14 protein-coding genes are annotated in these 23698 nt (G+C 49.7%); 5 read left to right on the top strand and 9 right to left on the bottom strand.

Annotation, left to right across the window (positions count from 1 at the left end; genetic code table 11):
* Positions 1 to 107 precede the first annotated feature (107 nt).
* Positions 108 to 335 carry a DUF1127 domain-containing protein gene (locus EOPP23_RS19940; protein ID WP_153767756.1) on the bottom strand — a complete coding sequence of 76 codons (228 nt, stop codon included), beginning with the start codon at positions 333 to 335 and terminating at the stop codon, positions 108 to 110.
* 82 nt (positions 336 to 417) lie between these two features.
* Between EOPP23_RS19940 and EOPP23_RS19935 the strand changes: the two genes are divergently transcribed.
* Both EOPP23_RS19935 and EOPP23_RS19930 read left to right on the top strand, forming a co-directional pair.
* Positions 418 to 1962, top strand: coding sequence for a PLP-dependent aminotransferase family protein (locus EOPP23_RS19935; protein WP_153767755.1), 1545 nt, complete (start codon positions 418 to 420; stop codon positions 1960 to 1962).
* A gap of 59 nt (positions 1963 to 2021) precedes the next feature.
* The gene (locus EOPP23_RS19930; protein ID WP_194842690.1) at positions 2022 to 3650 is read left to right on the top strand and encodes a PP2C family serine/threonine-protein phosphatase; all 1629 of its coding nucleotides are present in this window, start codon (positions 2022 to 2024) and stop codon (positions 3648 to 3650) included.
* 26 nt (positions 3651 to 3676) lie between these two features.
* Here EOPP23_RS19930 and EOPP23_RS19925 read toward each other — a convergent pair whose 3' ends face one another.
* From EOPP23_RS19925 to EOPP23_RS19900, 6 genes are read right to left on the bottom strand one after another with little or no spacing between them, the layout of a single operon-like run.
* Positions 3677 to 5416 (bottom strand): BatD family protein, encoded by a 1740-nt coding sequence (locus EOPP23_RS19925; protein ID WP_153767753.1) that lies wholly within the window; start codon positions 5414 to 5416, stop codon positions 3677 to 3679.
* Complete coding sequence (locus EOPP23_RS19920) at positions 5410 to 7302, bottom strand: VWA domain-containing protein (RefSeq protein ID WP_153767752.1); 1893 nt, start codon at positions 7300 to 7302, stop codon at positions 5410 to 5412. The genes EOPP23_RS19925 and EOPP23_RS19920 overlap by 7 nt, the downstream gene beginning before the upstream one ends.
* Positions 7299 to 8330 carry a VWA domain-containing protein gene (locus EOPP23_RS19915; protein ID WP_153767751.1) on the bottom strand — a complete coding sequence of 344 codons (1032 nt, stop codon included), beginning with the start codon at positions 8328 to 8330 and terminating at the stop codon, positions 7299 to 7301. The genes EOPP23_RS19920 and EOPP23_RS19915 overlap by 4 nt, the downstream gene beginning before the upstream one ends.
* Entirely contained in the window at positions 8323 to 8808 is a 486-nt protein-coding gene (locus EOPP23_RS19910) for a DUF4381 domain-containing protein (RefSeq protein WP_153767750.1), read from the bottom strand. Before EOPP23_RS19910 ends, EOPP23_RS19915 begins: the two co-directional genes overlap by 8 nt.
* Positions 8808 to 9731 (bottom strand): DUF58 domain-containing protein, encoded by a 924-nt coding sequence (locus tag EOPP23_RS19905; protein WP_153767749.1) that lies wholly within the window; start codon positions 9729 to 9731, stop codon positions 8808 to 8810. The genes EOPP23_RS19910 and EOPP23_RS19905 overlap by 1 nt, the downstream gene beginning before the upstream one ends.
* An 11-nt stretch (positions 9732 to 9742) precedes the next feature.
* Positions 9743 to 10705, bottom strand: a complete 963-nt coding sequence (locus tag EOPP23_RS19900) for a MoxR family ATPase (protein WP_153767748.1) — start codon at positions 10703 to 10705, stop codon at positions 9743 to 9745.
* A gap of 453 nt (positions 10706 to 11158) precedes the next feature.
* Here EOPP23_RS19900 and EOPP23_RS19895 point away from each other — a divergent pair, with 453 nt between their 5' ends.
* On the top strand, positions 11159 to 15985 hold the full coding sequence (locus tag EOPP23_RS19895; RefSeq protein ID WP_153767747.1) for an NAD-glutamate dehydrogenase: 4827 nt from the start codon (positions 11159 to 11161) through the stop codon (positions 15983 to 15985).
* A gap of 32 nt (positions 15986 to 16017) precedes the next feature.
* Here EOPP23_RS19895 and EOPP23_RS19890 read toward each other — a convergent pair whose 3' ends face one another.
* A complete protein-coding gene (locus EOPP23_RS19890) occupies positions 16018 to 19791 on the bottom strand; it encodes a hypothetical protein (protein ID WP_153767746.1) in 3774 nt (1257 codons plus the stop codon).
* Between the two features lie 238 nt (positions 19792 to 20029).
* Between EOPP23_RS19890 and EOPP23_RS19885 the strand changes: the two genes are divergently transcribed.
* Entirely contained in the window at positions 20030 to 21052 is a 1023-nt protein-coding gene (locus EOPP23_RS19885) for a quinone-dependent dihydroorotate dehydrogenase (RefSeq protein WP_153767745.1), read from the top strand.
* Positions 21053 to 21138: 86 nt separating this feature from the next.
* On the opposite strand, the gene rmf is transcribed toward EOPP23_RS19885, so the two are convergent.
* Positions 21139 to 21351 carry a ribosome modulation factor gene (gene rmf, locus EOPP23_RS19880; RefSeq protein ID WP_153767915.1) on the bottom strand — a complete coding sequence of 71 codons (213 nt, stop codon included), beginning with the start codon at positions 21349 to 21351 and terminating at the stop codon, positions 21139 to 21141.
* A 115-nt stretch (positions 21352 to 21466) separates the two neighbouring features.
* Here rmf and rlmKL point away from each other — a divergent pair, with 115 nt between their 5' ends.
* Positions 21467 to 23644 (top strand): bifunctional 23S rRNA (guanine(2069)-N(7))-methyltransferase RlmK/23S rRNA (guanine(2445)-N(2))-methyltransferase RlmL, encoded by a 2178-nt coding sequence (rlmKL, locus tag EOPP23_RS19875; protein WP_153767744.1) that lies wholly within the window; start codon positions 21467 to 21469, stop codon positions 23642 to 23644.
* The last annotated feature ends 54 nt before the right edge of the window (positions 23645 to 23698 follow it).

The raw sequence follows: 23698 nt of genomic DNA, 5'->3' as shown, positions 1-23698 counted from the left end.
ACACCTGACAAGCTGGTTATGTCTATGGTTTGGGTCAGAGGGTTAGGCAGGGGTTAATCAAGAAAGAGGATTACAGCTGACAGAATGTCAGCTGCAGTGCTGAGGAATTATGGTCGCCAGAAAGGTTTATCGTACTCTTTCGTTGCTTCATATCGATTGAGACCAATGTCTTTTAATAAATGATCAGATAACCTCATCAAGGTTTTACGTTGATGGGAGCGGATTCTCCAGGCTGTTACTCTTCTGATTGTGCTTTTAAGGGCTTTTTTAGCACTTCTGCCAACAAAACTAACCCGGTAGTCTTCTTCACTCACTTCACTACTGCTGTCGTTCATTTCTGATTCCTTGTATCTATTGTTTTTATTAACTGATTAACGCTTTTAAAACAGTTAGCTGTGCTCCTTCAGTGGAGACTCCATGTTAAAGCTGGCAGACTTGCCATTACAGATTCAGATAATTAAAAAAATAAACAGTACAGAAGGGAGTAGATTCGATCTGTCATGCAATTTTCAGATCGAATCTGTCATGTTTATGGGACGATCCAAGTTATACGAGGCGGCCGCCGAGAAGCTGCTGAAGGAAATTCAGGAAGGGCGCTTTCTTCCTGGAGAGCGATTGCCATCGGTGCGTGAACTATCAAAGCGACTGCAGCGCAGTATTGCCACTGTTCAAAAAATGTTTGAATTGCTGGAACGAAGAGGCTGGGTAGAAGCACGTCCCCGGTCCGGCTATTTTGTTAAAGCACAATTACCCGATCAGGATGAACCACCCAGATTACCAAGAACACGACTGGTTCCGGGTTCTGTATTTCAATGGCGACTGGCTTTGAACTCAACCAGCCATGACCCGGGTGACCTTCCACACCTCTTTGGCAGGGCTATGCCAGATCTGACTTTAACCAGCATCAACCCTATGAAGCGCTATCTGGCTGATATGACCAGAGCGGCCAGTACAGCAGCATTGGGTTACGGTGCCTTGCAGGGTGTTGAGCAGCTGAGAGTACAGATTGCTCGTCGTATGGTGGAAGCCGGTTGCCGTATTTTGCCAGAAGATATATTGATTACGTCAGGCTGTCAGGAAGCCTTGCTCTGTGCACTGCAGGCAGTGACTGAGCCTGGAGATATTATCGCAATAGAAACACCCACCTATTACGGCATTATCCAGATTCTTGAAGCGCTGAAACTTAAGGCTCTGGAAATCCCCTGTGATCCGGTTCAGGGAATGAGTCTTGGTGCTATGGAGCTGGCTCTGGAGCAGTGGCCGGTGAAAGCCTGTGTTGTAACGCCAAACTTTGGTAATCCTCTTGGTTGCTTTATGCCTAAAGCAAACAAGGAACAGCTGGTTTGTCTGGCCAATAAGTACGATATCGTCGTCATTGAAGACGATATCTATTCTGACCTTGATTACCGGCCAGGTCGTCCCAAGGCGATCAAAGCCTTTGATACCGAAGATCGGGTCATTATGGTGTCGTCCTTTTCAAAGGTTATTGCTCCGGGTCTCTCTGTTGGCTGGATGATTCCAGGGCGCCATTTTGAAGCGGTTGAACAACAGAAATACATCACCAGTTTGACTACTCCGGTTCTTCCGCAGCTGGCATTGGCACGCTTTCTGGAAAATGGTGATTACGATCGCCATCTGCGCCGTATCAAACCTCTCTACCAGCAGCGCCGGGACAGAGTAAGAGAACTGGTCAGAGAATCTTTCCCTGAAGGCACTCGGTCTACCTGTCCTAAAGGTGGTTTGCTGCTTTGGATTGAACTGCCGGAGGAGGTGGATGCCTATCAGCTGTCACAAAAAGCGCTTCTAAGCGGAATCAGCATTGCTCCAGGACCTATGTTCTCGACTTCTGGCAAGTACAGCAATTTTATTCGATTGAGCTTTGCGACTGTCAATACGAAGGATAGTTGTGATGCAGTGAAGAAACTGGGAGAGCTGGTTGCTGCTTTTATGAGGGATGTTTAAAGGCCACTGAAGATCAGTAGATACCTCAGGTAATGATTTCAGAAGACTTGGATAGGACTATGGAACCTTTGGGCAGTGCTGACAGCAATATCGATCTTCAGGCAAAGTCATTGATGGAGAACGGGGTTAATGAAGATGAACAGCTTGGAATGACCTCAGACGGCAGGCTGGTTACTAAGCAGATGCTGGACAGTGAGCACAAAAAAAGCTGGGTTTACTCTATTCCCTGTATAGGCCCTTGGTTTGTAGACTCATTTGAATCCTGTCAGAGCATTCTTCTTAGAAAGTTGAAGGGTAAGGTTGTTGGAGCTAGGAATTTGAACCTGAAAACTCTACTTACATCGCCTGCTGACTGGACTATGGGGTTATCTGAAGCACCAGTCATAAGCATGCAGTGGCAATCAGAAAATCAATTAAGGAGCAGGGATGTGAATGGTAGAACTGTCAACTACCTGAGGCAAAACAGACCTGTTAGGTCCCCCAGTCAGCCATCGGTTGGACACGAAACCATCAATGCTCTGGATTTTGAAGTAACTGACAATCATGAAATGGTTCATGAACGTATAAAACAGGCCAATGCTGAGGCCTATCAGTTTCATAAGTCTCAAAAGCAGGAAGAGTGCTTTGGTCAGTTTAAAGCTGAAGGTAAGCTGGCAGATGCAGAGCTTAAAAGCATGAAAGGTTACGAGGAGAAGTCGTCACAGTTGTTTGAAAATTCCGCCGTGGTTGTAGCAGACGGTTCCAGACCTTACATGGAAGACAGACATCTGGAGGCGTGTTTTACCTTTCAGGCTGGCGATAAAAAAATTCCTGTAGCGATGATTGCTGTATTTGACGGGCATGGAGGCGATAAAGCAGCAGTGAAGGCTGTGAAGGAGATGAAAGAAAGGCTGAAAGAAAGGCTGGAATATTTCAACAGTAAAGGGTTGTCTGAAACTGGCATAGAGGAGGCGCTGAGGCTGGTAATGGTAGTAGTTGACAGGGAAATTATTAATCATGGTACAACGGCTTGCCTCAGTGCTGTTATAGCTGGTCAGCTATGGACCTCGAATGTCGGTGACAGTAGAGCGTTGGTGCAGCGAAAAGATAACAAAGACAACTGCTTGCCTCTTTCCAAAGATATTCAGGCAGAAAGTCTGGTTGATTTATCACAATACGAGTTACCGGGTGAGGGTGAGTTTTATCTTGAACCCGATGATTCTGAATACGGTAAGGCACTGGTTGATAGAGGAGGGCTTTTGAGCTGCAAGATGGTTAATGGATATCCGGATGTGCGAATTATCTGTAAAAGCAGCAGTGAGAGCAGATTTAAAAAACTGATTCGAAAAGCGGGACAGAAAATAACAGGTAAGAAAGTAGCAAAGAAGCAGCATTTGGAGCTACAGCCGGCTAAAACCCTGGGTGATCATAATCTGGCTGGAGCAAGCAGTCCGACAGGTATTGTAACCTGTCATAAGCTGGACCCGAAGATGGATAAACTGGTGGTTGGTTGTGACGGTGTTTTTGATGTTATGACCTCTGAAACTCTGACAGATTATCTGTCGAATCATCAGGATGAGAGCTCATTGGAACAGTGTCGTCAGCTAGCAGGGAAAGCCTATTACGCCGACCCTGAAAGCAGTGATAACCTGACTCTTATGGTGTATTCAGTGAAGGGTATGGTGGAAAGAATGAAGAAGCTGAGTTAGCTCCTTCATTTTATGGATCTACAGCATTAATTCTGAGGGTAGAGCGGAGGCAGGTTAGACGTTTCGTGATTTCCTGAGAGGTTGCTCTTTTTTATTTTTTTAACCAGATCAAGCCAGGGTCTGCAATTATTATGATGTAACCGGTCATTTGAATACTGGCCAGACTCAAGCTGGTTAACTATTTTGAGTAACTCCTGATTGTTCAACTCTATACATATCTGCGAGAGTGTCACAGGTGATTTGCTGTCCGTGGCCAGCTGATACCAGCGAATAAACGCTTGTCGTGCGGCAGTAAAGTCATTGGCTTTGCAGGCCTTTTCAAATGCGGAAAACGCAGTATTTTCAGATTCCTCGGTATTTTTAACTTCTGACTGCGGTTTGTCCGCTTTGTCCTTATGGCTTTTCTGTCTGAGAAACAGAGCTGTGGTTAGTAACCAGAGCAGAGCCAGTATGCCAGCAACAATCTGCCATAGAAGAGTATCACTGCTATTCAGAGTTTCTTCTGGTGGCATCACTGCAGGGCAGTTCTCCTCACCGGAATCTACTGTTTTACTGACCTCCGGGACTGAAGAAACAATAGGTTCAACATTGGTAGAGGGTTTGACGGTAAAGGTCCTGGCTGGAATCTCGGCAACCTGCGCACTGTTGGTTTGAGTATCAAACCAGGTGATTTTTACCGGTGGCAGAGTAACTGTTCCCGGCCTGGTCGGAATCAGAGCCGTCGCTTCTATTCTTGAGCCAACAACACCGGTGTCAGATGCTTTATCATCAGCAGCAGTTTGGTCAGGATAGGTGTTGATGCCTTGTGGCTTCGGCATGTTAATAGAAGGCAGCTGAGCACTGCTCAAACCATCCGCTGCAATAACAATGGTGCGAGTCACAGCGTCGCCCACCTTAATCTCATCCAGTGAGCTGCTCCAGCCATCCGTCAGGGTCAGGTTCTTGGCGGGTAGCCAGAGATTACCTTTATAACTGTCGGGCTGCGGCTGAACAGAAATAACTATCTCGGGTGAGCGGGCTATTACCGGTTTACCGGAGCCCATTGAGAAGAAACTGCCAAAGCTGCTGCGACGGTCAGCCATGGTGCCGGAGAAGGTTAGCGAAGGGATTTCCAGTAACCCGGATTGCTGAGGGTGAATAGAGAACTTCAATTCCATCACACCAAAGCGAACGCCGTTCGACACGGTATCATAACTGCGAGTTTCACCCAGCTGTTGAATCAGCGCATCGTCGATATTCAGTGGTGTTAAACGGCGATCGTCAAACAGTTCAACTCTGTGAAAGATTTGCAGGGTGAGCACGATTTCCTGTTGAACGTAAACCGTTTCACTATTGACCGATGATCTAATAAACACCGGACTGGCATTGTCGGTAGCATCAGTATTGCCTGAACCTGCTGACACCTGAACAGCAATGGCCTGACTGCGCAGATTGTCCAGTGGGATTTCAGGAATAACCAGTCTGCCTGTACGTTTTGGTGAAAGAGTAACTACCCAGTCACGCCAGGACTCGGACTTGCCATTGATAATACGAACCTGGCGATTCTGTCGTGTACCCAGAATATCAAAGTCACGTTCCAGAGTATCCAGATCAGGTGCCTCGGATGTATCTTCGTCGGTTCTGAGGGTCAGCTCGAAGGTCTCGTACTGGGCAATGCTGTTTCTGTCCACAGAGGCGGTAAAGGAAGCCAGTGCCTGCAGCGAGAGTACAGCCAGCGAGATCAGCAGTAATAATTGTTTGAAACTCTGGTTAGCGGGCCTCACCATGCTTTCTCCTGCTGCTGTCGCTGTTCTCTCTGGTACTGGAATTTCCTTTTCAGGAAGTCGCCCGGATTATCGGGAATACTCTTCAACATATTTTCAATGGCCTGTTGATCAGGGCTCATCGGCTGTTGCTCAACCTGATCGGAAGCCGCTGACTGTTGTTCATCAGTCTGCTCTTTATTCTCTTCTGATTGTTGAGCTGCCTGCCGTTCCTTTTCTTCCTGCTGTTTATCTTCAGCAGACTGTTCGGAACGGCTTTGTTGCTGCTCTTTATCTTTCTGGCTGTCCTGTTGATCGTCACCGGACTGGTTCTGGTTTGACTGTTGTTGATCCTGGTTCTGCTGATTTTCATCCGATTGATTTTGATCAGCTTCTTTTTGATCAGATTGTTGCTGGTCTTTGTTGTCCTGCTGTCCGGACTGATTTTGCTGATCCTTGTTTTGATCCTGGTTGTCTTTGTTCTGTTGATTCTTATCCTGACTCTTGTCTTGGTTATCCTGCTGTTGCTGCTCTTGTTGTTGCTTCTTCAGCTCTTCCAGCAGTTTTTTGTTGGCTTTGGCATCTTCCATCTCAGGATTGAGTTTCAAAGCTTTATCGTAAGCTTTGATGGCGTCATCCAGCTGGTTGGCTTTTGCCAGCGCATTGCCCTGGTTGTAATAACCGGAAGCAGTATCGGATTTAGCAAACGCTTCAGCCGCTTCCTGGTATTTTTCTGCCCGATACAGCGCTTCACCTTTCCAGTCATTGCGCTCAAACTGTTGTGCGGCTTCATCCACACGCTGGCTGTTCAGGGATTCCATTGCCAGCTGGTTGTCGTTTTTCCAAAGGTCTTGCCATTCAAAGGCTTCAGCTTGCGGTGAAGGTAAAACCATGACCAGAGCCAGCATCAGCCAGCCCTTTCTGAAACCAGCTAAAGCTAATGGCAGTAACAGTAATACCAGCCAGTAACCTGCGTCGTGCCACTGGTCAAAGTGTCTTTCTACTTCAACGGTATTATCCGTCAGCTCCGGTTTAGGAAGGACTGCCTTCAGGTCGTTATCATTAAGGGAAATATCGTGGTATCTGCCACGAGTGCTGTTGGCTAGGTCAATCAGTTGGCTGCGTTCACGTTGCGGAACAATAATGGTGCCACTGGTGTCTTTAAGGAAACCACCATTAGGTAGAGCAATTGGAGCACCACTGTCGCTGCCAATGCCAATAATGGACAAACGAACCGGTGATTCACTCAGTAACTCTTTGATCGCTTTTAGTTGTGGCGCAGGAATACTGTCGGTGATTAACAGGATATCGCCGCTGCCGTTTGAGCCTTGTTTCAGCAGTTCTATGGATTGACGGATACCTGCCAGCGGGCTGTCACCCTGTTCAGGCATAATCTGCGGGCTCATGGCCGGAACCAGATTGGCCAGAGTCTTATTGTCATCAGTCAGTGGCGCAATGATGTGGGCACTGCCGGCATAAGCGACCAAAGCCGTAAGGCCATCTTTTCTTAGTTTGAACAAGTCCAGCAACTTATAGCGGACTCTGGCCAGGCGGTTCGGTGTCGCATCTTTGGCCAGCATCTTGTACGACATATCAGCCAGAACGACTACAGGCTGCTGATTTTTGCTGACCGGGGTTGGCACCTGCTGCCAGCTGGGTCCGGCCAGAGCCAGTATTGCAATAAACCAGCCCCAGAACAGTATTCTCAGCGGCCAGCGGGAAGGCTTGTTATCAAACCCCTGAACCAGATGTTTCAGAAGTTCAGGGGCGATGACCTGATTCCAGCTCCCCGTTCTTTCTCGTTGCTTCCAGAGTAAAAGCAGGAGCATTGCGCAGGGTATCAATGCCAGTAACCAGAGCGGTCTGAGAAAATGAAACTGGGTAATAAATTCATTAAAGAGAGCGGTCATGATCTGTGCTCTCCCTGCGTGTTTTTATAGCGTAATGTATCCATCAATCGTGTCTTTAACAAAGCCAGTAGCAGGCTGAGCATTAAGGCTATAGACAAAGGCCAGTAGAAAAGTGCTTTGCTGGGACGGTAACTTTCTTCGTCCTGAACTGCAGGTTCCAGCTGGTCCAGCAAACCATAAATTTGTTCTAGCTGACGGGTATCCTTGGCCCGGAAATATTGGCCACCGGTCATTTCGGCAATCTGCTTCAGCGTTTTTTCATCCAGATCGGCAGAAGGGTTTACCCGCTGCGCGCCAAACAAGCCGGGTTGCAGCATCTCATCGGCACCTAAGCCAATGGTGTAGATACGGATATGTTCATCTGCTGCCAGCTTAGCCACCTGAAGTGGATCGGTGCTGGCGGTGTTGGAACCATCCGTCATCAAGACCAGAACACGGTTGTCCTGCGGTCTTTCACGAAGATTTTTTACTGCCAGACCAAGAGCATCACCAATAGCCGTGAGTTTGCCGGCCATGCCAATTTCAGCTTCACCCATCAGTGTGCTGACGGTAGTCAGGTCAAAGGTCAACGGTGCCTGAAGGTAAGCATTGCTTCCGAACAGTATCAACCCAAGACGGTCACCGCGTCGACGCTCGATAAAGTCCTTGAGGATGTCCTTGGCTGCAGTCAGTCGGTCAACGGCAACACCATCCAGTTTCAAATCATCAATGGCCATACTGCCGGACAAATCAATAGCCATCATAAAATCACGACCTGTACCGGCAACCTGAACCGGTTCACCCAGCCAGGTTGGACGGGCTGCTGCCAGTAACAGACAAAGCCATATCAGCAGTGGCAGAACCAGTCTCCACTGTTGTTTTTCTAATAACTGGTCATGCCCGGATTCTTCTGCAATAGATGAAAGTTCTCGATAAAAAGGCACTTGCAGAGCAGCGCCACCGGAACGAACAGCAGGAGTAGCCAGTCTATAAACCAGCCAGGGCAGAGGCAGTGCCAGTAATATCCAGGGCCATTGCAACTCAAGCATGATGTTTCCTGATCCAGTTAAGGGTCAGAGTGTGCAATTGCGCAACATCGACCGAAGGTTGTTGGCTGTAACGGGTGTCTCCCAAAGCTTCACCGGCTTGTCCGGTAAACTCGGGCAGGCTGGCACTGTCAGCAAGAAATTCCAGCCACTGTTTACCATGAAGGCGAGCAACCTGTTCTGCTGGAAAGGCGTGAAGCGCTGTTTGTTTCAGCAGACGATTGCAGTCGTTGGCGTATTGCAGACAGTTATTATGCTGTTGAAAACTCTGATAGAGGCTGACCGCGACTTTCTTTGCCTGCCGACGGTAGCGGGTACGTCTGATATAGCGTGTTGTCCAGATAATCACAAAAGCCAGTACTGCAATAATCAGCAGTGCTGAAATCCACCAGCCTGGTGCTAATGGCCAATAGCTGACTGGGTCCGGCAGATGATTGGGGCGTAGTTGGTCCAGAGGATTGCCGCCTGCATTTATATCCATCAGGGTTTCCTCCTGACGTTAAAATTGGCCTGCATCTGCTCAATGGTGCTTTCAGCGGCTGACAGTTCAACGAAGGGCACTCTTAAACCGCTGAATTGCTGCTTGAGTTCTTCCAGGTTGCTCTGGAAATCCTGCTGGTATCGTTGTCGGGCCTGTCTTGAATGGGTATCAATGGTTTTACGGTGCACACCATTGGTGATGTCATAACGGCCGGGTCTTGGCAATTCTGCTTCCAGAGGGTCGGACACATGAATCGCCACCAGCTCGCACTTTCGGCTCAGGCGTGACATATGACGAAAGGCTTCGTCGTTCATCTGGCTGAAATCACTGATAATAAACACACTGGTACCTGGGTGACAGACACGGCGTGCGTGGCGCAGGGACTTACAGAGATAGTTATCTTCAGTAGAGCTGGGCAGGTTGTCCGGTTTTAACGCCTGATTATGTTCTTCCAGCTTATTCAGCAAATGCAGCAGTGTTTTCTTGGAACGTTTTGGACGTATTTCACTGATATTGTTCTGACTGAAAATCAAACCACCGATGCGGTCATTATGTTGCAGCGTTGCCCAGGCAATCATGGCGCCGGTTTCAGCAGCTGTTACCGATTTGAAGTTGAGACGACTGCCGAAAAACAACGACGAACTCTGATCCAGCAACAACATCACTGGCCGTTCACGCTCTTCACGAAACAGCTTGGTGTGCGGTTTCATTCGCCGTGCAGTAACCCGCCAGTCAATGGAGCGAATATCATCGCCGTGTTGATAGGCGCGCACTTCTTCGAAATCGATGCCTCGTCCTTTAAAAGGGGAATTACCGGTTCCTGCCAGCAGGCTACGGGCATTCTTACGATTGAACAGAGCCAGGTCCCTGGCGGCAAAGCGCAGGTTAACCAGCTCTTTCAGTTCTGAATAGGCTCCACTCATACCGGCATCACTCAGGCTACGGGCACCAGATTGAGTAGCTGATCAATGATCTGGTCAGCATCCTTTCCTTCCGCTTCTGCTTCAAAAGTCAGCAGTAAACGGTGCCTCAGAACATCATGGGCAATGGCCTGAACATCGTCAGGGCTGACAAAATCACGGCCGTTCAACCAGGCATGAGCACGGGCGCAGCGATCAAGGGCAATAGTGCCTCGAGGACTGGCTCCAAAATCCAGCCAGCTGGCCAGGCGATCGTTATAAAGTCCCGGGTTTCGAGTGGCGTGAACCAGCTGAACAATGTATTCCTCGACCACCGGCTCCATATGAATCGCCAGTACTTCCTGACGAGCCTGCAAGACGTTGGCTTGAGTCAGCGGTTGTGCAGGCTTAACAGGGGCTGATTTCATCGCTTCGCCACGAGCCAGACGCAAAATGGCCCTTTCAGCCTCAATATCCGGATAGGAAACACGGACGTGCATCAGGAAACGGTCCAGTTGAGCTTCGGGGAGGGGGTAAGTTCCTTCCTGCTCGATAGGATTCTGGGTCGCCATAACCATAAACACTCTGGGAAGAGGGTAGGTTTTGCGACCAATACTGACCTGACGTTCTGCCATAGCTTCCAGCAGTGCTGCCTGAACCTTGGCGGGAGAACGGTTGATCTCGTCAGCCAGTACCAGATTCTGGAAAATAGGGCCGGGCTGGAAACGGAAACTGGCGTCTTCCGGACTGTAAATATCAGTACCGGTAACATCCGCTGGCAGCAAATCAGGTGTAAACTGGATACGGTGGAAACCGGCTTCAAGGCCGTCAGCAAGCGCTTTAACTGCTCGGGTTTTGGCCAGTCCCGGCGCGCCTTCTACTAGCAAGTGTCCGTCAGCCAGCAGGGTGATCAATAGTCGATCAACCAGTTGTTCCTGACCAATGATGCAACCACAGAGGTATTGTCTGAGGTCGTTCAATATAGAATTGTTCGACATAGAATCTTGAGTCCCAAATGGCTTCACAGTTTCGAGTTGATTCTTAATGGGTCGTCCTACCCGAATTAAAAGTTAGCACTTATTAGTAAGTCTGCTGTCAGTAGGTCAACTGTCAGTCAACCAGCTTTCAGTCCGTGACGCTTGATGCACAACTTTTAAATAACCTTTCAGAAAAGGTGATCCGTAACCAGACAAAGGTTGTCAGATTAACGGGATAAACTGGAATTGTAATATAGGTAGAGAGGCGAGTCAGGTCTAGTGTCAGAAAGGCGTCTGGAGTAATTCTTACGCCTTCTTTGCAAACTTGCTACAAAGATATATTGAATCGCACTACCGTTGTATCAAAAGTGTTGTACCAAAGTACTTTCCACTTGAGACCTTTTGTCGATACATTGAGAGAAGGTTTTACATTAAAGAAGGTGTTCCCCTCCCTGCCATTTTGGAGAAATCCCCATGGTCCTGCAAGAGAACCAGGAGAAAGAGGAGTTCCTGGAAAAGTTGATTGAGGAACTGTTGCCACAAGTTCCCGATTATCAGGCTGATGTATTCAAAACATTTGTTGCCCAGTATTACGCAATGGATACCCGTAAGGGACTCAGCCAGTGTAAGCGCAGGGATCTGCTGGGCGCTACGCTCTCGTTCTGGAAGTTTATTCAGCACCATAATCCTGGCCAGCCTGTGGTCGAAGTGCTGAACCCGGACTATCCCCATCATGGTTGGCACTCAACCCACACTATTATTCGTATCATTCACCGGGATATGCCGTTTCTGGTGGACTCCCTGCGAATGAAGCTGAATGACTATGGTCTTGTTATTCATCACCTTCGTAATGCGGTTATTCGATCGACCCGAGATCAGACCTTTAATATGGTGTTTGCCAGCGACGATGGCGCTGGAGTTCAGGGGCAGGAAGCGGTCATTTATGTCGAGATCGACCGGCAGGAACAGCAGGAAGAACTTGTTCAGATACAGCAACAGCTGCAGGCGATACTGGCTGATGTGGTCAGGGTGGTTGAAGACTACCGGCCTATCTGTGGCAAGGTGGAAGTACTTGCCGAGTCCATGACCGGCGGACAGGCCGATCAGGTTCGCGAGTTTCTGCTCTGGCTACTGGATAACAATTTCACCTTTATTGGTTATGAAGAGCTTCAGGTGGTTGAGGTTGAAGGGCAGAAACAGATCATTCGTCCTTCCAGTTCCCTGTTGGGGCTGATGCGAACCAGCCATCAGGGTGAGATAAGCCAGCTTGATCTGGAACCTTTTATTGAGAATGATTTCTTTGAGCAGAAAGACTGGCTGACTTTTTCCAAGGCCGGTGTACGTTCCAGTGTCCACCGCCCAGCGTATCCTGATTTTATTTCTGTACGCCGATTTAATGAACAGGAAGAAGTGATTGGTGAAGCCCGAATTGTCGGTCTCTATACTTCGCCTGTTTATCGTCAAAGTCCGTTTCGAATTCCCTATATCAACCATAAGGTTGAAGAGCTGATTGAACGAACAGGACTTGATCCAAGAAGCCATCATGGCAAGGACCTGCTGCAGATACTGGAAACCTATCCAAGGGATGAACTGTTTCAAACACCGAGAGATCAGTTGTTTGAAGCGGTGATGTCGATCCTGCGGATTCAGGAACGTAAGAAGATCAAACTGTATGTGCGACAGGATCTGTACGGTACTTTCTGTTCCGCCATGGTGTATGTGCCTAGGGACATCTACAGCACGGATCTTCGGGTCAAGATGGAGAAAATTCTTTTTGAACGGTTAAAAGCAATCGATTCGGAATTTACCACCTACTTCTCCGAATCCGTGCTGGCGCGGGTGCATTTTATCTTCAAACTGCGTGGCCGCATTGAGTTTGATCTGGAAGCCATTAATGATGAACTGATTCAGATTTCCAGCTCCTGGCGGGATGAAGTACGGGAAGCGTTGCTGGACGCTAATGGTGAAGCTGAAGGCAACCGATTGGTGAAAACCTATCTGCAGGGGTTTTCTGCGGGTTATCAGGAGACCTTCTCTCCGGAAGCCGCAGTAGTGGATGTTCGACACTTTGAGTTGATCAACCAGAAAAGCACCATGTCCATGGGCTTCTATCGCTCGCTGGAAGATGAACCGGGGCAGATTCATTTCAAGCTTTATCACTTTGTTGAACCCCTACCATTGGCTGATCAGATTCCGATTATTGAAAACCTCGGACTCAGGGTCTTAGCAGAATACCCCTATCTGATTAAAAAAGGTGATGGCCAGAAAATCTGGATACACGACTTTGTGCTGAGTTATGACGAAAGCCGGGTGGTGGATATCCAGAAAATCGGCAAGATCTTTCAGGAAGCGTTCGAGAAAATCTGGTTTGGTGAGGCGGAAAATGATCGCTTCAACTTACTGGTATTGGCTGCCGGCATGAATTGGCGGCAGATTGCCATGCTGCGTGCTTATGCTCGTTACCTGAAGCAGATAAGGTTAGGGTTCAGTCAAAGTTATATTGCCGAGATTCTCTGCAACAATATCCCTATTACTCTGTTGCTGGTGGAGTTGTTTGAAACCCGTTTTGATCCGAATCTTCTGCTGTCTAAAACTCAACGACTGGGACGTCAGCAGCAAACCCAGCAGGCGATTCTGGAAGCACTTGATGACGTCACGGTACTTAGTGAAGATCGAATAATACGACGTTTCCAGAGTGTCATTACAGCCACTCTCAGAACCAATTTCTATCAAATGGCAGAGAGCGGTGAAGCCAAGTCTTATATTTCTTACAAACTGTCACCCAGAGATATTCCCGATATTCCCAAGCCTGTTCCTCTGTACGAAATATTTGTCTATTCACCCAAGGTGGAAGGGGTTCACCTTCGTGGTGGCAAGGTAGCTCGAGGCGGCTTGAGGTGGTCGGACCGGGTGGAGGATTTTCGTACCGAAGTATTGGGGCTGGTGAAAGCGCAACAGGTCAAGAATGCACTGATCGTTCCTGTCGGTGCCAAAGGTGGTTTTGTGCCCAAACAACTGCCGGTGGATGGCAGCAGGGATGAAGTCATCGCTGAAGGCATTGCCTGTTATCAGACCTTTATCAGAGCGTTGCTGGATGTGACTGATAATATGGTCGGCACTGACATTGTCCATCCGCATTCGGTCATCTATTACGATGAAGACGACACTTATCTGGTGGTTGCTGCTGATAAGGGAACGGCTTCGTTCTCGGACATTGCCAACGAAATTTCCAATGAATATGACTTTTGGCTGGGTGATGCCTTTGCTTCCGGTGGCAGTGCCGGTTACGACCATAAGAAAATGGGTATCACCGCCAAAGGTGCCTGGGTGTCTGTGCAAAGGCATTTCAGAGACCGGGGTATCAATGTTCAGCAAGACTCGCTGACCGCCATTGCCATTGGTGATATGTCCGGTGATGTTTTCGGTAACGGTATGCTGTCCACGGATACTCTGCAGCTGGTGGCTGCCTTTAACCATATCCATATTTTTGTCGATCCGAACCCTGAACCCGTCGATAGTTTTCAGGAACGGCAGCGGTTGTTTAATCTGCCTCGTTCCAGTTGGCTGGATTACGATCGCAGCAAGATATCTGACGGTGGTGGTATTTTCTCCCGAAACGCCAAGGCCATTGCCATTTCTCAGGCTATGAAGGATCGCTTTGGCATCACAGCAAGCCGATTGACGCCAACTGAGCTGATTCGCTGCCTGCTCCGCTCTCAGGTTGATTTAATCTGGAATGGCGGCATCGGCACTTATGTAAAAGGTGTCAGCGAGAGTCATGCCGATGTCGGTGACAAGGCCAATGATCCTTTAAGAATTAACGGTTGTGAGCTGAAAGCCAGCGTCGTCGGTGAGGGCGGTAATCTGGGCTTGAGCCAGTTAGGTCGAGTGGAGTTTACCCTCAATGGCGGTGCCATGAATACCGACTTTATTGATAACTCGGGCGGTGTGGATTGTTCCGACCACGAGGTCAATATCAAGATTCTGCTGAACGACATTATTGGCGCCGGAGATATGACCCTCAAGCAGCGTAATGAGCTGCTTGAATCCATGACCGATGAAGTCTCTGATCTGGTATTGTCCAATAACTACCGTCAGACGCAGGCGCTGTCGCTGGCTGAATCCGAAGCCCGGTATCGAATGGAAGAATACCGTCGTTTTATGGAGTATCTGGAAAGTGATGGCCGGCTGGATCGTGCCATTGAATATCTTCCTGATAATGATGCGCTCAGTGAAAGAACCGGTTCAGGTCAAAGCCTGACCCGCCCTGAGCTGGCGACATTGATTTCCTACAGTAAGCTGGATTTGAAAGAGAGCCTGATCTGTTCTGACATTATTGATGAAAGTTATTTAAGTAAAGAATTGTTTACCGCTTTTCCAAAGGTGCTGGTAGAGCAATTTACCGATCAGGTGCTGGATCACCGCCTGAAAAAAGAGATCGTTGCTACCCAGATTGCCAATCATATGATCGATATGATGGGGATTACTTACGCCTTAAGAGTCAGACAAACCACGGGGGCTAACAGTCCTGATATTGCCAGAGCTTTTGTTATCAGCCGTGATGTGTTCAATATCGATCACTACTGGCAGGCCATTGAGAAACTTGATTATGTGCTGCCCAGCAGTTTGCAGCAGCAAATGATGGTGGCGCTGATCAAGCTGGTTCGGCGGGCCAGTCGCTGGTTTATTCGTCTGAAACGACAGGAGCTAATAGCTGCTGAAACCGTTGCCTATTTCAGTCCGTTGATCGAGGAATTTACCAACAGCTTTCATAATTATCTCAGTGAAGACGAGCAGCAGGAACTGAACAGTAAAGTTGATCACATGGTGAATAACGGGGTGCCGGATAATCTGGCCAGAGTCGTTTGTGGTCAGCGCTATCTACTCAGTGCCTTGCCGGTGATTGAAGCGGCTCAGGAAACAGGGCAGCCAATCGATCAGGTCGCTCGCACCTATTTTGCCATTGGTGAACGGTTGGAGCTGAACTGGTATGGCTTGCAGCTCGGGAATATAGAAGTCGTCAACCACTGGCAGTCTCTGGCGCGGGACAGTATCCGTGATGACCTGACCTGGCAGCAGCGGGCGTTGACCATTGCCTTACTGCAGACTGAATCGGAAGAGCCTCTGGAGCAGCAACTGGATGGTTGGCTGCAGGAACATCATGCGCTGGTGGCGCGCTGGCAGAGTATGCTGGCAGAAATTCGCAATGCCAGCAGTCAGGAAATGGCGATGTTTACAGTAGCGAATCGGGAGTTGATGGATCTGGCTCAGGCCAGCCGACACTCAATAGTGTCAGGCTAGTCTGGCGCGTCCTTGCTGGTAGAACAGGTGGATCAGGCTGAAGCTGCAGCCGTTGTAGAGAATTGCTTGCGAACATCGACAGGGATATCCAGCTTTTCCCACTGTGCCTGATACTGTTGCTTACGGGCCATTTGTGTGTCCTGAACCAGTTGCTTTTCCTGGTTGTAGGCTGCAGCTAAAGCTTCCTTTGATACGTTAGCCAGGTTGCCCTGTGTCTTTCCGTGCCACAGTCTTTTTGCTACACCAGCCACGGCCAGTTGCAGGCTTTCTTTTCTGGCTTCAGTCTCGCGGGCTACCAGTGTTTCGTGCGTTCTGGTTTTAACGTCTAATTCAGCATCAGCCAGTTCTTTGGCTTCTGGCAGGTTCAGTTTGCTGCGGTCGATTTCGATGTCGGCCAGAGCCTGCTGAGACACCTTTACGACTCTCTGCAGGTAGTCGCCCTTGAGGATATTCAGGTGTCTTGTGCTCAGGTGCTGCTGAATGCTGACCAGGTCAGTGTCCAGCTCATCTGTTCCGGCCAGTCTTTCCATAGTCTTGCTCAGTTGTAGCATTTGATCGCGCATGAAGTATTGAACACGGTCTCTGTTTGGCAGACACTCGATGTCCAGCTTCTTCAACTGGTCGGAGAATGCTGTAAAGGTCTCCATGTCCTGTAACTCTTCAACCTTGTCCTGGTACTTCTTCAGCAGTTCCATAGCCTGGGCCATTTTTGACAGGTCTTCAGCAATTTCCAGGCGCTCCTGTTCTGTCTCTGCTAATTCATTTTCCAGGCTTTCAGTGATTTCTTTTACCAGCTCCTGATCAGCGGATGTGCTGAAGTTGTCCCAGAAGCGAGTGCCGATCTCTTTAGCCAGCTCTTCGTTCAGGAAGTTCTGGTAAACGTTGTTGCTGGCCAGTGCTTTAGCCATTTTTTCTGCTTCAGTTCTGCAAGTTGCTTCAACATCACGCTCTTGCATAGAGCCTGCTGGTATCAGCAATTGGTTCAGTTCTGTCAGGGCAGCGCTGATACCTTCGATACCGCACTCCATTCTGTTTACGAAAGTGCAGAAGGCGTAGCTGCTGATCATGGCAGTAGCCAGAGTACCCAGAGCTGAACCAATGAATGGGCTCATGGCGATAGTAAGGATGCCGGTGTGGAACATGATGCCGCCGACAACACTGGCAGAAGCGGCTGCTCCACCTGCGATCAGTACACACTTGAAGGTTTCCGAGGCCAGATTCCAGCCAGCGCCTGCTTCCCTGTTAATGACACCGCTGATGGCAGAGCTCAAACGAGTCAGGCGGTAAGTTACTGGAGCCAGAATGCTGTTGGCAGCTGCCTGAGCATAAGATTGCTTCTGGGCAACACTGCGGCTGAATTGTCCCAGCTGTTCCCAGCCAGAGGTTGAGAACGGAGCCAGTGGACCGTAGTTAGCCAGCTTGTTGACGGCTCTCAGGGTCTTTCCTTCCATGTGGTTGACCACTTCGCGGGTAGCGACTGCGCTGCCAACCTTGAAAGCGGTACCGATAGCGGCACCTGCATAGTTACCGATGTGAGCACCGGCTGCGGCGCCAGCCATGCCACCGACTACTGCGCCGGTCAGGCCGCCTACAACATAGCCGGTTCTGGAAGCCAGAGTGTTGGAAGCGAAGTTCTGTGCTGCAGCTACGGTAGTGGTTGCTACGAAAGCAGCCTTGCCGAGGTCGCAGAGGAACTGGAAGTTCTTCATGATTTCGATATCTTCAGGGCTCAGCTCCTCGATTACTGGCATGTCGCCGGCGAAGACGGAAGCCGTAGCTTCGGCCTGCAGGCGGGTTTGCAGCGTGCTGATCAGACCTGAGTCAGCCAGTCCGAATACAGACAGCAGCTGTTGTCCGCTCTGGGCGAAATCGCCAGCCATACGTCTGAACAATACCGGGTTACGCTCGGCAACCTTAAGGGTGGACTCGAGAACTGCACGGGTCTTGGCGTTCAGGGCAGAGGTCGCCTGTGCGCTGGTAGACAGGATGCTCCAGACACTGATTTCAGCGTTTTTCAGGGCCTTCAGTGACTGAGGCGCTTTCAGGATAGCGGCTACAACCTGTCCGGCTGCGTCAGCAGCTGCTGGCAGGCGCTTAACGTTGCTGCTGGCAAAAGCACCCAGCTGAGTAGTGAAAGAATAACCGCATTCCTTGAGGTCTTTCTTGTGCTGGAGGTCAGCCAGACGCTGCTGAACAGTAGGTCTGTTCTTCCATACCTTGTTAGCACCGAGCTGGTAGTAAGCGGATTTCTTGCTGGCTACGGGGCGAACCGGAGTGCTGCGCTGCAATACCTTGTCCATTTCGATCAGCAGGTCTCTGTTACCTTCGTAACTGCCGGTAGAAAGAACCGCTTCCAGCTGGTCGTTGTCCAGGTGAGCCTTGGCTTCAGCCATCAAAGCTTCTTCCTGAGCCACATTGAAATCGAATCTGGCCTGCTGGAAAGCAAGGCGGGCCTTAGCCGTTGGCCTTATGGTGTAGGCAATCATGCGCTGCTGATAGTTTTCGGCGGCCTTGTAAAGCTGCTGCTCAGGGCTGTTACCAGTGCTGCCCAGTTGCTCGACCAGACGGGTGATGGTCGGCAGTCTCAACATGTAAACGCGCTCGCTCAGAGGCTTTTTCTGGTCAGCCTGCAGTAACTGGGCAACCTTGATAGCATTGAACAAAGGCTTTATCTCGGTCAGGTGTTCAGTTCCGAAAGTAGTGTCCTTAAGCATTTCTGTGTCCAGCTTGGCAAATTCGCCTGCCTTGCTCTTCAGCTCGGCCAGGCCCTGTTCGTTCAGTTTTCTGATATCGATGCTGGTGATAGCTTCGTGGTGGGCGTCTACACAGACGCTGGTCGCGGAAACAGCCAACTCTGTGATCAGCTGTGGGTTGTTCAGTTGCTCGATAAAGGCAACTACTTCAGATGTATCCAGATCTCTCGCCTTACCTAACAGAGTGGCAACCTGAGTAAACGTTTCAGAACCGTTCTGCTTGCAGGTTCTGGCCTTTCTGGCCAGCAGGTCGATCAGCAGCTCTTTGGCGACTTCCGGGCGGGTTCTGATCATCTCTGCCAGAGCTGCATCATGGCTGGTCAGACTCCATAGAGCAGGAACCTCACCGTTTGTCAGCAGGTCATAAGCGATGTCTGTGTTGGTTTCCTGAGTCTCGTCAGAAGCGTTGGCATCAACCATTTCCTGCAGCTGGCTGTATTTGATAGGAGAAACCGGGTCGATCTGGGAAATCAGTTCGTTGCCAGTAAAGTGTCCGTTCAGGATGGTTTCGAAGCTACCGTAGCCGTATTTGGTTTCAAACGCAGCCAGTTGCTGGAGGAATTCATTGTGCTGGCCAGCGTTCAGGAGATCACGCAGCTGGTTAAGGGAAGTCATCGCTTCAGTCTTGCTGCTTGTCAGCCACCAGCCCTGGCTGGCCTTTTCAACAGCCGCTTGCAGAGCGTCCAGACGCTTGGCGGCCAGTTCTTTACCTTCTACAGGCTTCTTCGCCAGAATACGGCCCAGGATACCGTGGGGGTGAGACAGGGTTTCCAGTTCGCGGTCTGTAGAGGTGTCCTTGAATTCTGCCAGCAGATTCCAGAACCACTCAGCCCAGGTAGCGCAAGTTGCAACGACAGGCAGTTCGGTTTCGGTAGTGTGGGTAACCTCACGATTCAGAACCTTGGCGTCCTGAGGAGAAGTTGCTGAAGGGGTGAAGGAGCTTCTTACAGAATGGAAGACATCAGCCTGAATAGAGGCTTGCTCAACAGCCTGCTGGACTGTGAATGATTGAGTAATGTCTGTTGGCGTCGTTGTGGTCTGTCCTGTTTTCATGCTGCTTCCCCCTGCAATGCATAATGTGTTCCGTTACAAATTCAGACAGGGCTTATATAAAAAGAGTTCTTCAATTAGTTAGTGACCCTGACAGCAGTGTCAGCAGCAGTGAGTGACAGAGGGTAAAGGGAGACTATCTAGAACGAAAAGTAATAAAAAATCATGGCTGATCTGGTTTTAGTGGAATGAGTGCGTATAATTCTGCCGGTTTAATTGGAAAAACATGCCGGGGCGCTTCATGTATCAGCTGGGTCGAAAGTTACTGTTCTGTCTTTCTGCGGAAAATGCTCACGATGTGTCACTGGAGATGATCAGTGCCGGTCAGAGACTGGGATTGTCTCGAATGCTGGCTCCGGCAGTGCCTTCCCGTCCCAGAACCGTTATGGGGCTGACCTTTGATAACCCGATTGGCCTGGCCGCTGGTCTGGACAAGAACGCTGACTGCATTGATGGCCTTGGTGATCTGGGCTTTGGTCATATCGAGCTGGGAACCGTGACACCGAGACCTCAGCCGGGCAATCCCAAGCCTAGAGCTTTCCGTATTCCCGAGAAACAGGCACTGATCAACCGCATGGGTTTTAACAACAAGGGTGTTGATCACCTGGTTGAGAACGTCCGCAAGTGCGATTATCAGGGCATTATCGGTATTAATATCGGTAAGAACTTCGATACTCCGGTAGAAGATGCGAACAGCGACTATCTGGCTTGCCTGCGCAAGGTTTATGCTCACGCCAGCTACGTGACCGTTAACCTGTCCTCACCCAATACACCGGGACTGAGAGCCCTGCAGTTTGGTGATGCCCTGAAAAGCCTGCTGGCCGCCCTGAAGGAAGAACAGGTGCTGCTGACCGATAAGTACGGTCGCCGAGTGCCTATTGCCATCAAAATTGCTCCGGACATGACCGAAGAAGAGATTGCCGGTATTGCTCAGGAGCTGGTGGCGTTTGAACTGGATGGTGTCATTGCTACCAATACAACGCTGTCCCGTGATGCAGTAACAGGTCTACAACATGCCGCAGAGCAGGGTGGTTTGAGCGGAGCACCACTGAGTGATCGTTCTACCGAAGTAATCAGACTGCTGTCTTCAGAGCTGTCTGGAAAATTGCCTATTATCGGTGTTGGCGGTGTAGTCGATGCCCGTACCGCAGCGGATAAAATAAAAGCCGGTGCCAGTCTGGTTCAGCTCTATACTGGCTTTATTTACAAGGGGCCGTCCCTGATTCGGGAAGCTGCAGAAGCCGTTTACTCCTGCGATTCCTGATGAGATAAAAGCGACAGGCAAACAAAAGCCCCTGATGTTAGGGGCTTACCTTAAGGTTGAGTTAAAAGGTTGAGTCAAGCAACAACTTAAAGGTGAATGGTTTCATTGGCCCGGTGCAGGCCGGAGACACCAACCATGCCATTCCAGTTGTCTACTCGGCCTTCCCGCCAGCCTGTCAGCCAGGCCTGGCGCAGGTGGGGTTCCGTATGTGGGCAGATATCCCGGGAGCGTCCGGAAACACCAATCTGGTATCCCTTGGTGAACGCTCTGTCAGTCATATCCCTTTTTTGTCTTCTCATCATTGGAACAGCCTCTTGCGTCTAACACCCTAATTTCTAACTAAATATGCTCAGACTGTCGAGAAATTAATTCTGATCAGTCTGCCAGTTTTTAACTATTTTCGGAATAAAGGCAATGTCTACGTCTTTACATAACCTGTTTGCCAGCTGCCCAAAAGGGCTTGAAATGCTGCTTGCGGATGAACTTAAAACCTTTGGCGCAGAAGGCGTACAGGAAACTGTTGCCGGTGTCAGCTTTGAGGGCAGCCTGGAGGTAGCTTATCGCAGTTGCCTCTGGTCCCGACTGGCCAGTCGTGTCCTGCTCAGGCTGACAGAAATTAACAGTCAGACCAAAGAAGATTTGTACGATGGCGTAAAATCCATCGAATGGGACGATCATCTCGATAGTCAGAGCAGTTTCAGAGTCGACTTTTCCGGTAAAACACCGGACATCAATCACACCCGTTTTGGTTCTCAGGTGGTCAAAGACGCTATTGTTGACCAGCTCCGTGATGAACACGGTTGGCGCCCTAATGTCAGCGCTTCTAACCCTGACCTGCGGGTAAACGTTCATGCTCGTGGTAAAACCGCGTTTGTTGCCATTGACCTGTCCGGTCAGAGTCTGCACCAGCGTGGCTACCGTCTGGAAGCTGGCGAAGCGCCGCTGAAAGAGAACCTTGCCGCAGCTCTGTTGATCCGTTCCGGCTGGCCTGAACTGGCCAAAGAAGGTAAGCCGCTGATCGACCCAATGTGTGGTGCCGGTACTCTGTTGATTGAAGGTGCCATGATTGCCGCTGACATCGCACCGGGCCTGAGTCGTGCCCGTTTCGGTTTCGACCGCTGGATGGGGCATGTTCCCAAGGTCTGGCTGACGGTGCTGGAAGAGGCCAAAGAGCGTCGTACAGCGGGCCTGGCTGCTGTCACTTCACAGATCATTGGTTTTGAAGGTCTGGGTTCAGTGGCGCATCGTGCCAAGGGTAACCTGCAACGTATGGGGCTGGGTAAGCTGGTTTCTGTGGAACAACAGGAATTGAAAGATTTTGTTGTTGATCAGGAACTGCCAGCCGGTTTGATTCTTTGCAACCCGCCTTACGGTGAACGACTGGGTGATGAAGCCAGTCTGGTTTATCTCTATAAGCATCTGGGTGAGAAGCTCAAGGCTCAGTGCCCGGGCTGGGAAGCAGGCATATTCACCGGTTCTCCCAAGCTGGCCAAAAACCTCGGCATGGGTCCGAAGAAAAATTACGCCCTGTTTAACGGTGCGATTCCCTGCAAACTGTTTCTGTACGATCTGCGTGAGCGCGAAGAGCGTGAAGCGACCATCGAACGCAAACAACTGCAGCCTGTTGAAAACCGTGAAGTCACCTTTGTCTCCGAAGGTGCAACCATGTTTGCCAATCGTCTGAGAAAAAACCTCAAGACCATTGGCAAATGGGCGCGACGTGCCGAAATTGAATGCTACCGCTTGTACGATGCGGATATGCCGGAATATTCTCTGGCCATCGACGTTTATCGCGACTGGGTGCATGTGCAGGAATACGCTGCGCCAAAAACCATTGATGAAGAAAAGGCCAAAGAGCGTCTGCTGGAAGCGTTGACCGTGATTCCTGAAGCGTTGGGCATTCCAGAGAAGAAGGTTATCTTCAAGCGTCGTGAACGTCAGTCTGGCAGCAGCCAGTACACCCGTCAGGGTGAAGAAGGCCGTATGCTGGAAGTGAACGAAGGCGGTTGTCGTTTGCTGGTGAACCTTCATGACTATCTGGATACCGGTCTGTTTCTGGATCACCGTCAGATGCGCATGCGAATTCAGAAGGAAGCCAAAGGCAAGCGTTTCCTTAACCTGTTCTGCTACACCGCCACAGCGTCTGTTCATGCCGCTATGGGTGGTGCCAGCTCTTCTACCAGTGTTGACCTGTCAAACACTTACCTTGGTTGGGGTAAAAAGAACCTGGCGTTAAATGGTCTCAGTGAAGTGCGTCACCGTATGGAACGTGCTGACTGCATGCAGTGGCTGGAAAGAGACGACAGTGAGTACGATCTGATCTTTATCGATCCACCGACCTTCTCGAATTCCAAAAAGTTTGATGGTGTCTTTGATGTTCAGCGCAGTCACAAGCGAATTATTGAGCTGGCCATGAGGCGTCTGAGTGCGGATGGCACTATTTACTTCTCAAACAACTATCGCAAGTTTGTGCTGGATGAAAAACTGGAAGAACTGTTTGATGTGAAAGAGATCAGTTCTCAGACCATTGATAAGGACTTCCAGCGTCGTAATAATATCCACAGAAGCTGGCAGATCATGCATCGCGGATAATCTGTAGAGTTTGATACACAGTTTTTAATACCAAGAAAGCGCAGAGCTAAGCCT

The organism is Endozoicomonas sp. OPT23, from assembly GCF_009653635.1.
Lineage (GTDB): Bacteria > Pseudomonadota > Gammaproteobacteria > Pseudomonadales > Endozoicomonadaceae > Endozoicomonas_A.
The sequence above is the reverse complement of the archived record's forward strand: the minus strand, read 5'-3'. Positions and strand labels throughout refer to the sequence as shown.

Bases quoted from the DNA above. Each gene is read 5' to 3' on its own strand.
- EOPP23_RS19940 (WP_153767756.1), bottom strand. From the start codon at position 335: ATGAACGACAGCAGTAGTGAAGTGAGTGAAGAAGACTACCGGGTTAGT.
- EOPP23_RS19925 (WP_153767753.1), bottom strand. From the start codon at position 5,416: ATGGTGAGGCCCGCTAACCAGAGTTTCAAACAATTATTACTGCTGATC.
- rmf (WP_153767915.1), bottom strand. From the start codon at position 21,351: ATGAGAAGACAAAAAAGGGATATGACTGACAGAGCGTTCACCAAGGGA.
- EOPP23_RS19905 (WP_153767749.1), bottom strand. From the start codon at position 9,731: ATGAGTGGAGCCTATTCAGAACTGAAAGAGCTGGTTAACCTGCGCTTT.
- EOPP23_RS19885 (WP_153767745.1), top strand. From the start codon at position 20,030: ATGTATCAGCTGGGTCGAAAGTTACTGTTCTGTCTTTCTGCGGAAAAT.
- EOPP23_RS19920 (WP_153767752.1), bottom strand. From the start codon at position 7,302: ATGACCGCTCTCTTTAATGAATTTATTACCCAGTTTCATTTTCTCAGA.
- EOPP23_RS19910 (WP_153767750.1), bottom strand. From the start codon at position 8,808: ATGGATATAAATGCAGGCGGCAATCCTCTGGACCAACTACGCCCCAAT.
- EOPP23_RS19935 (WP_153767755.1), top strand. From the start codon at position 418: ATGTTAAAGCTGGCAGACTTGCCATTACAGATTCAGATAATTAAAAAA.
- EOPP23_RS19900 (WP_153767748.1), bottom strand. From the start codon at position 10,705: ATGTCGAACAATTCTATATTGAACGACCTCAGACAATACCTCTGTGGT.
- rlmKL (WP_153767744.1), top strand. From the start codon at position 21,467: ATGTCTACGTCTTTACATAACCTGTTTGCCAGCTGCCCAAAAGGGCTT.
- EOPP23_RS19890 (WP_153767746.1), bottom strand. From the start codon at position 19,791: ATGAAAACAGGACAGACCACAACGACGCCAACAGACATTACTCAATCA.
- EOPP23_RS19915 (WP_153767751.1), bottom strand. From the start codon at position 8,330: ATGCTTGAGTTGCAATGGCCCTGGATATTACTGGCACTGCCTCTGCCC.
- EOPP23_RS19930 (WP_194842690.1), top strand. From the start codon at position 2,022: ATGGAACCTTTGGGCAGTGCTGACAGCAATATCGATCTTCAGGCAAAG.
- EOPP23_RS19895 (WP_153767747.1), top strand. From the start codon at position 11,159: ATGGTCCTGCAAGAGAACCAGGAGAAAGAGGAGTTCCTGGAAAAGTTG.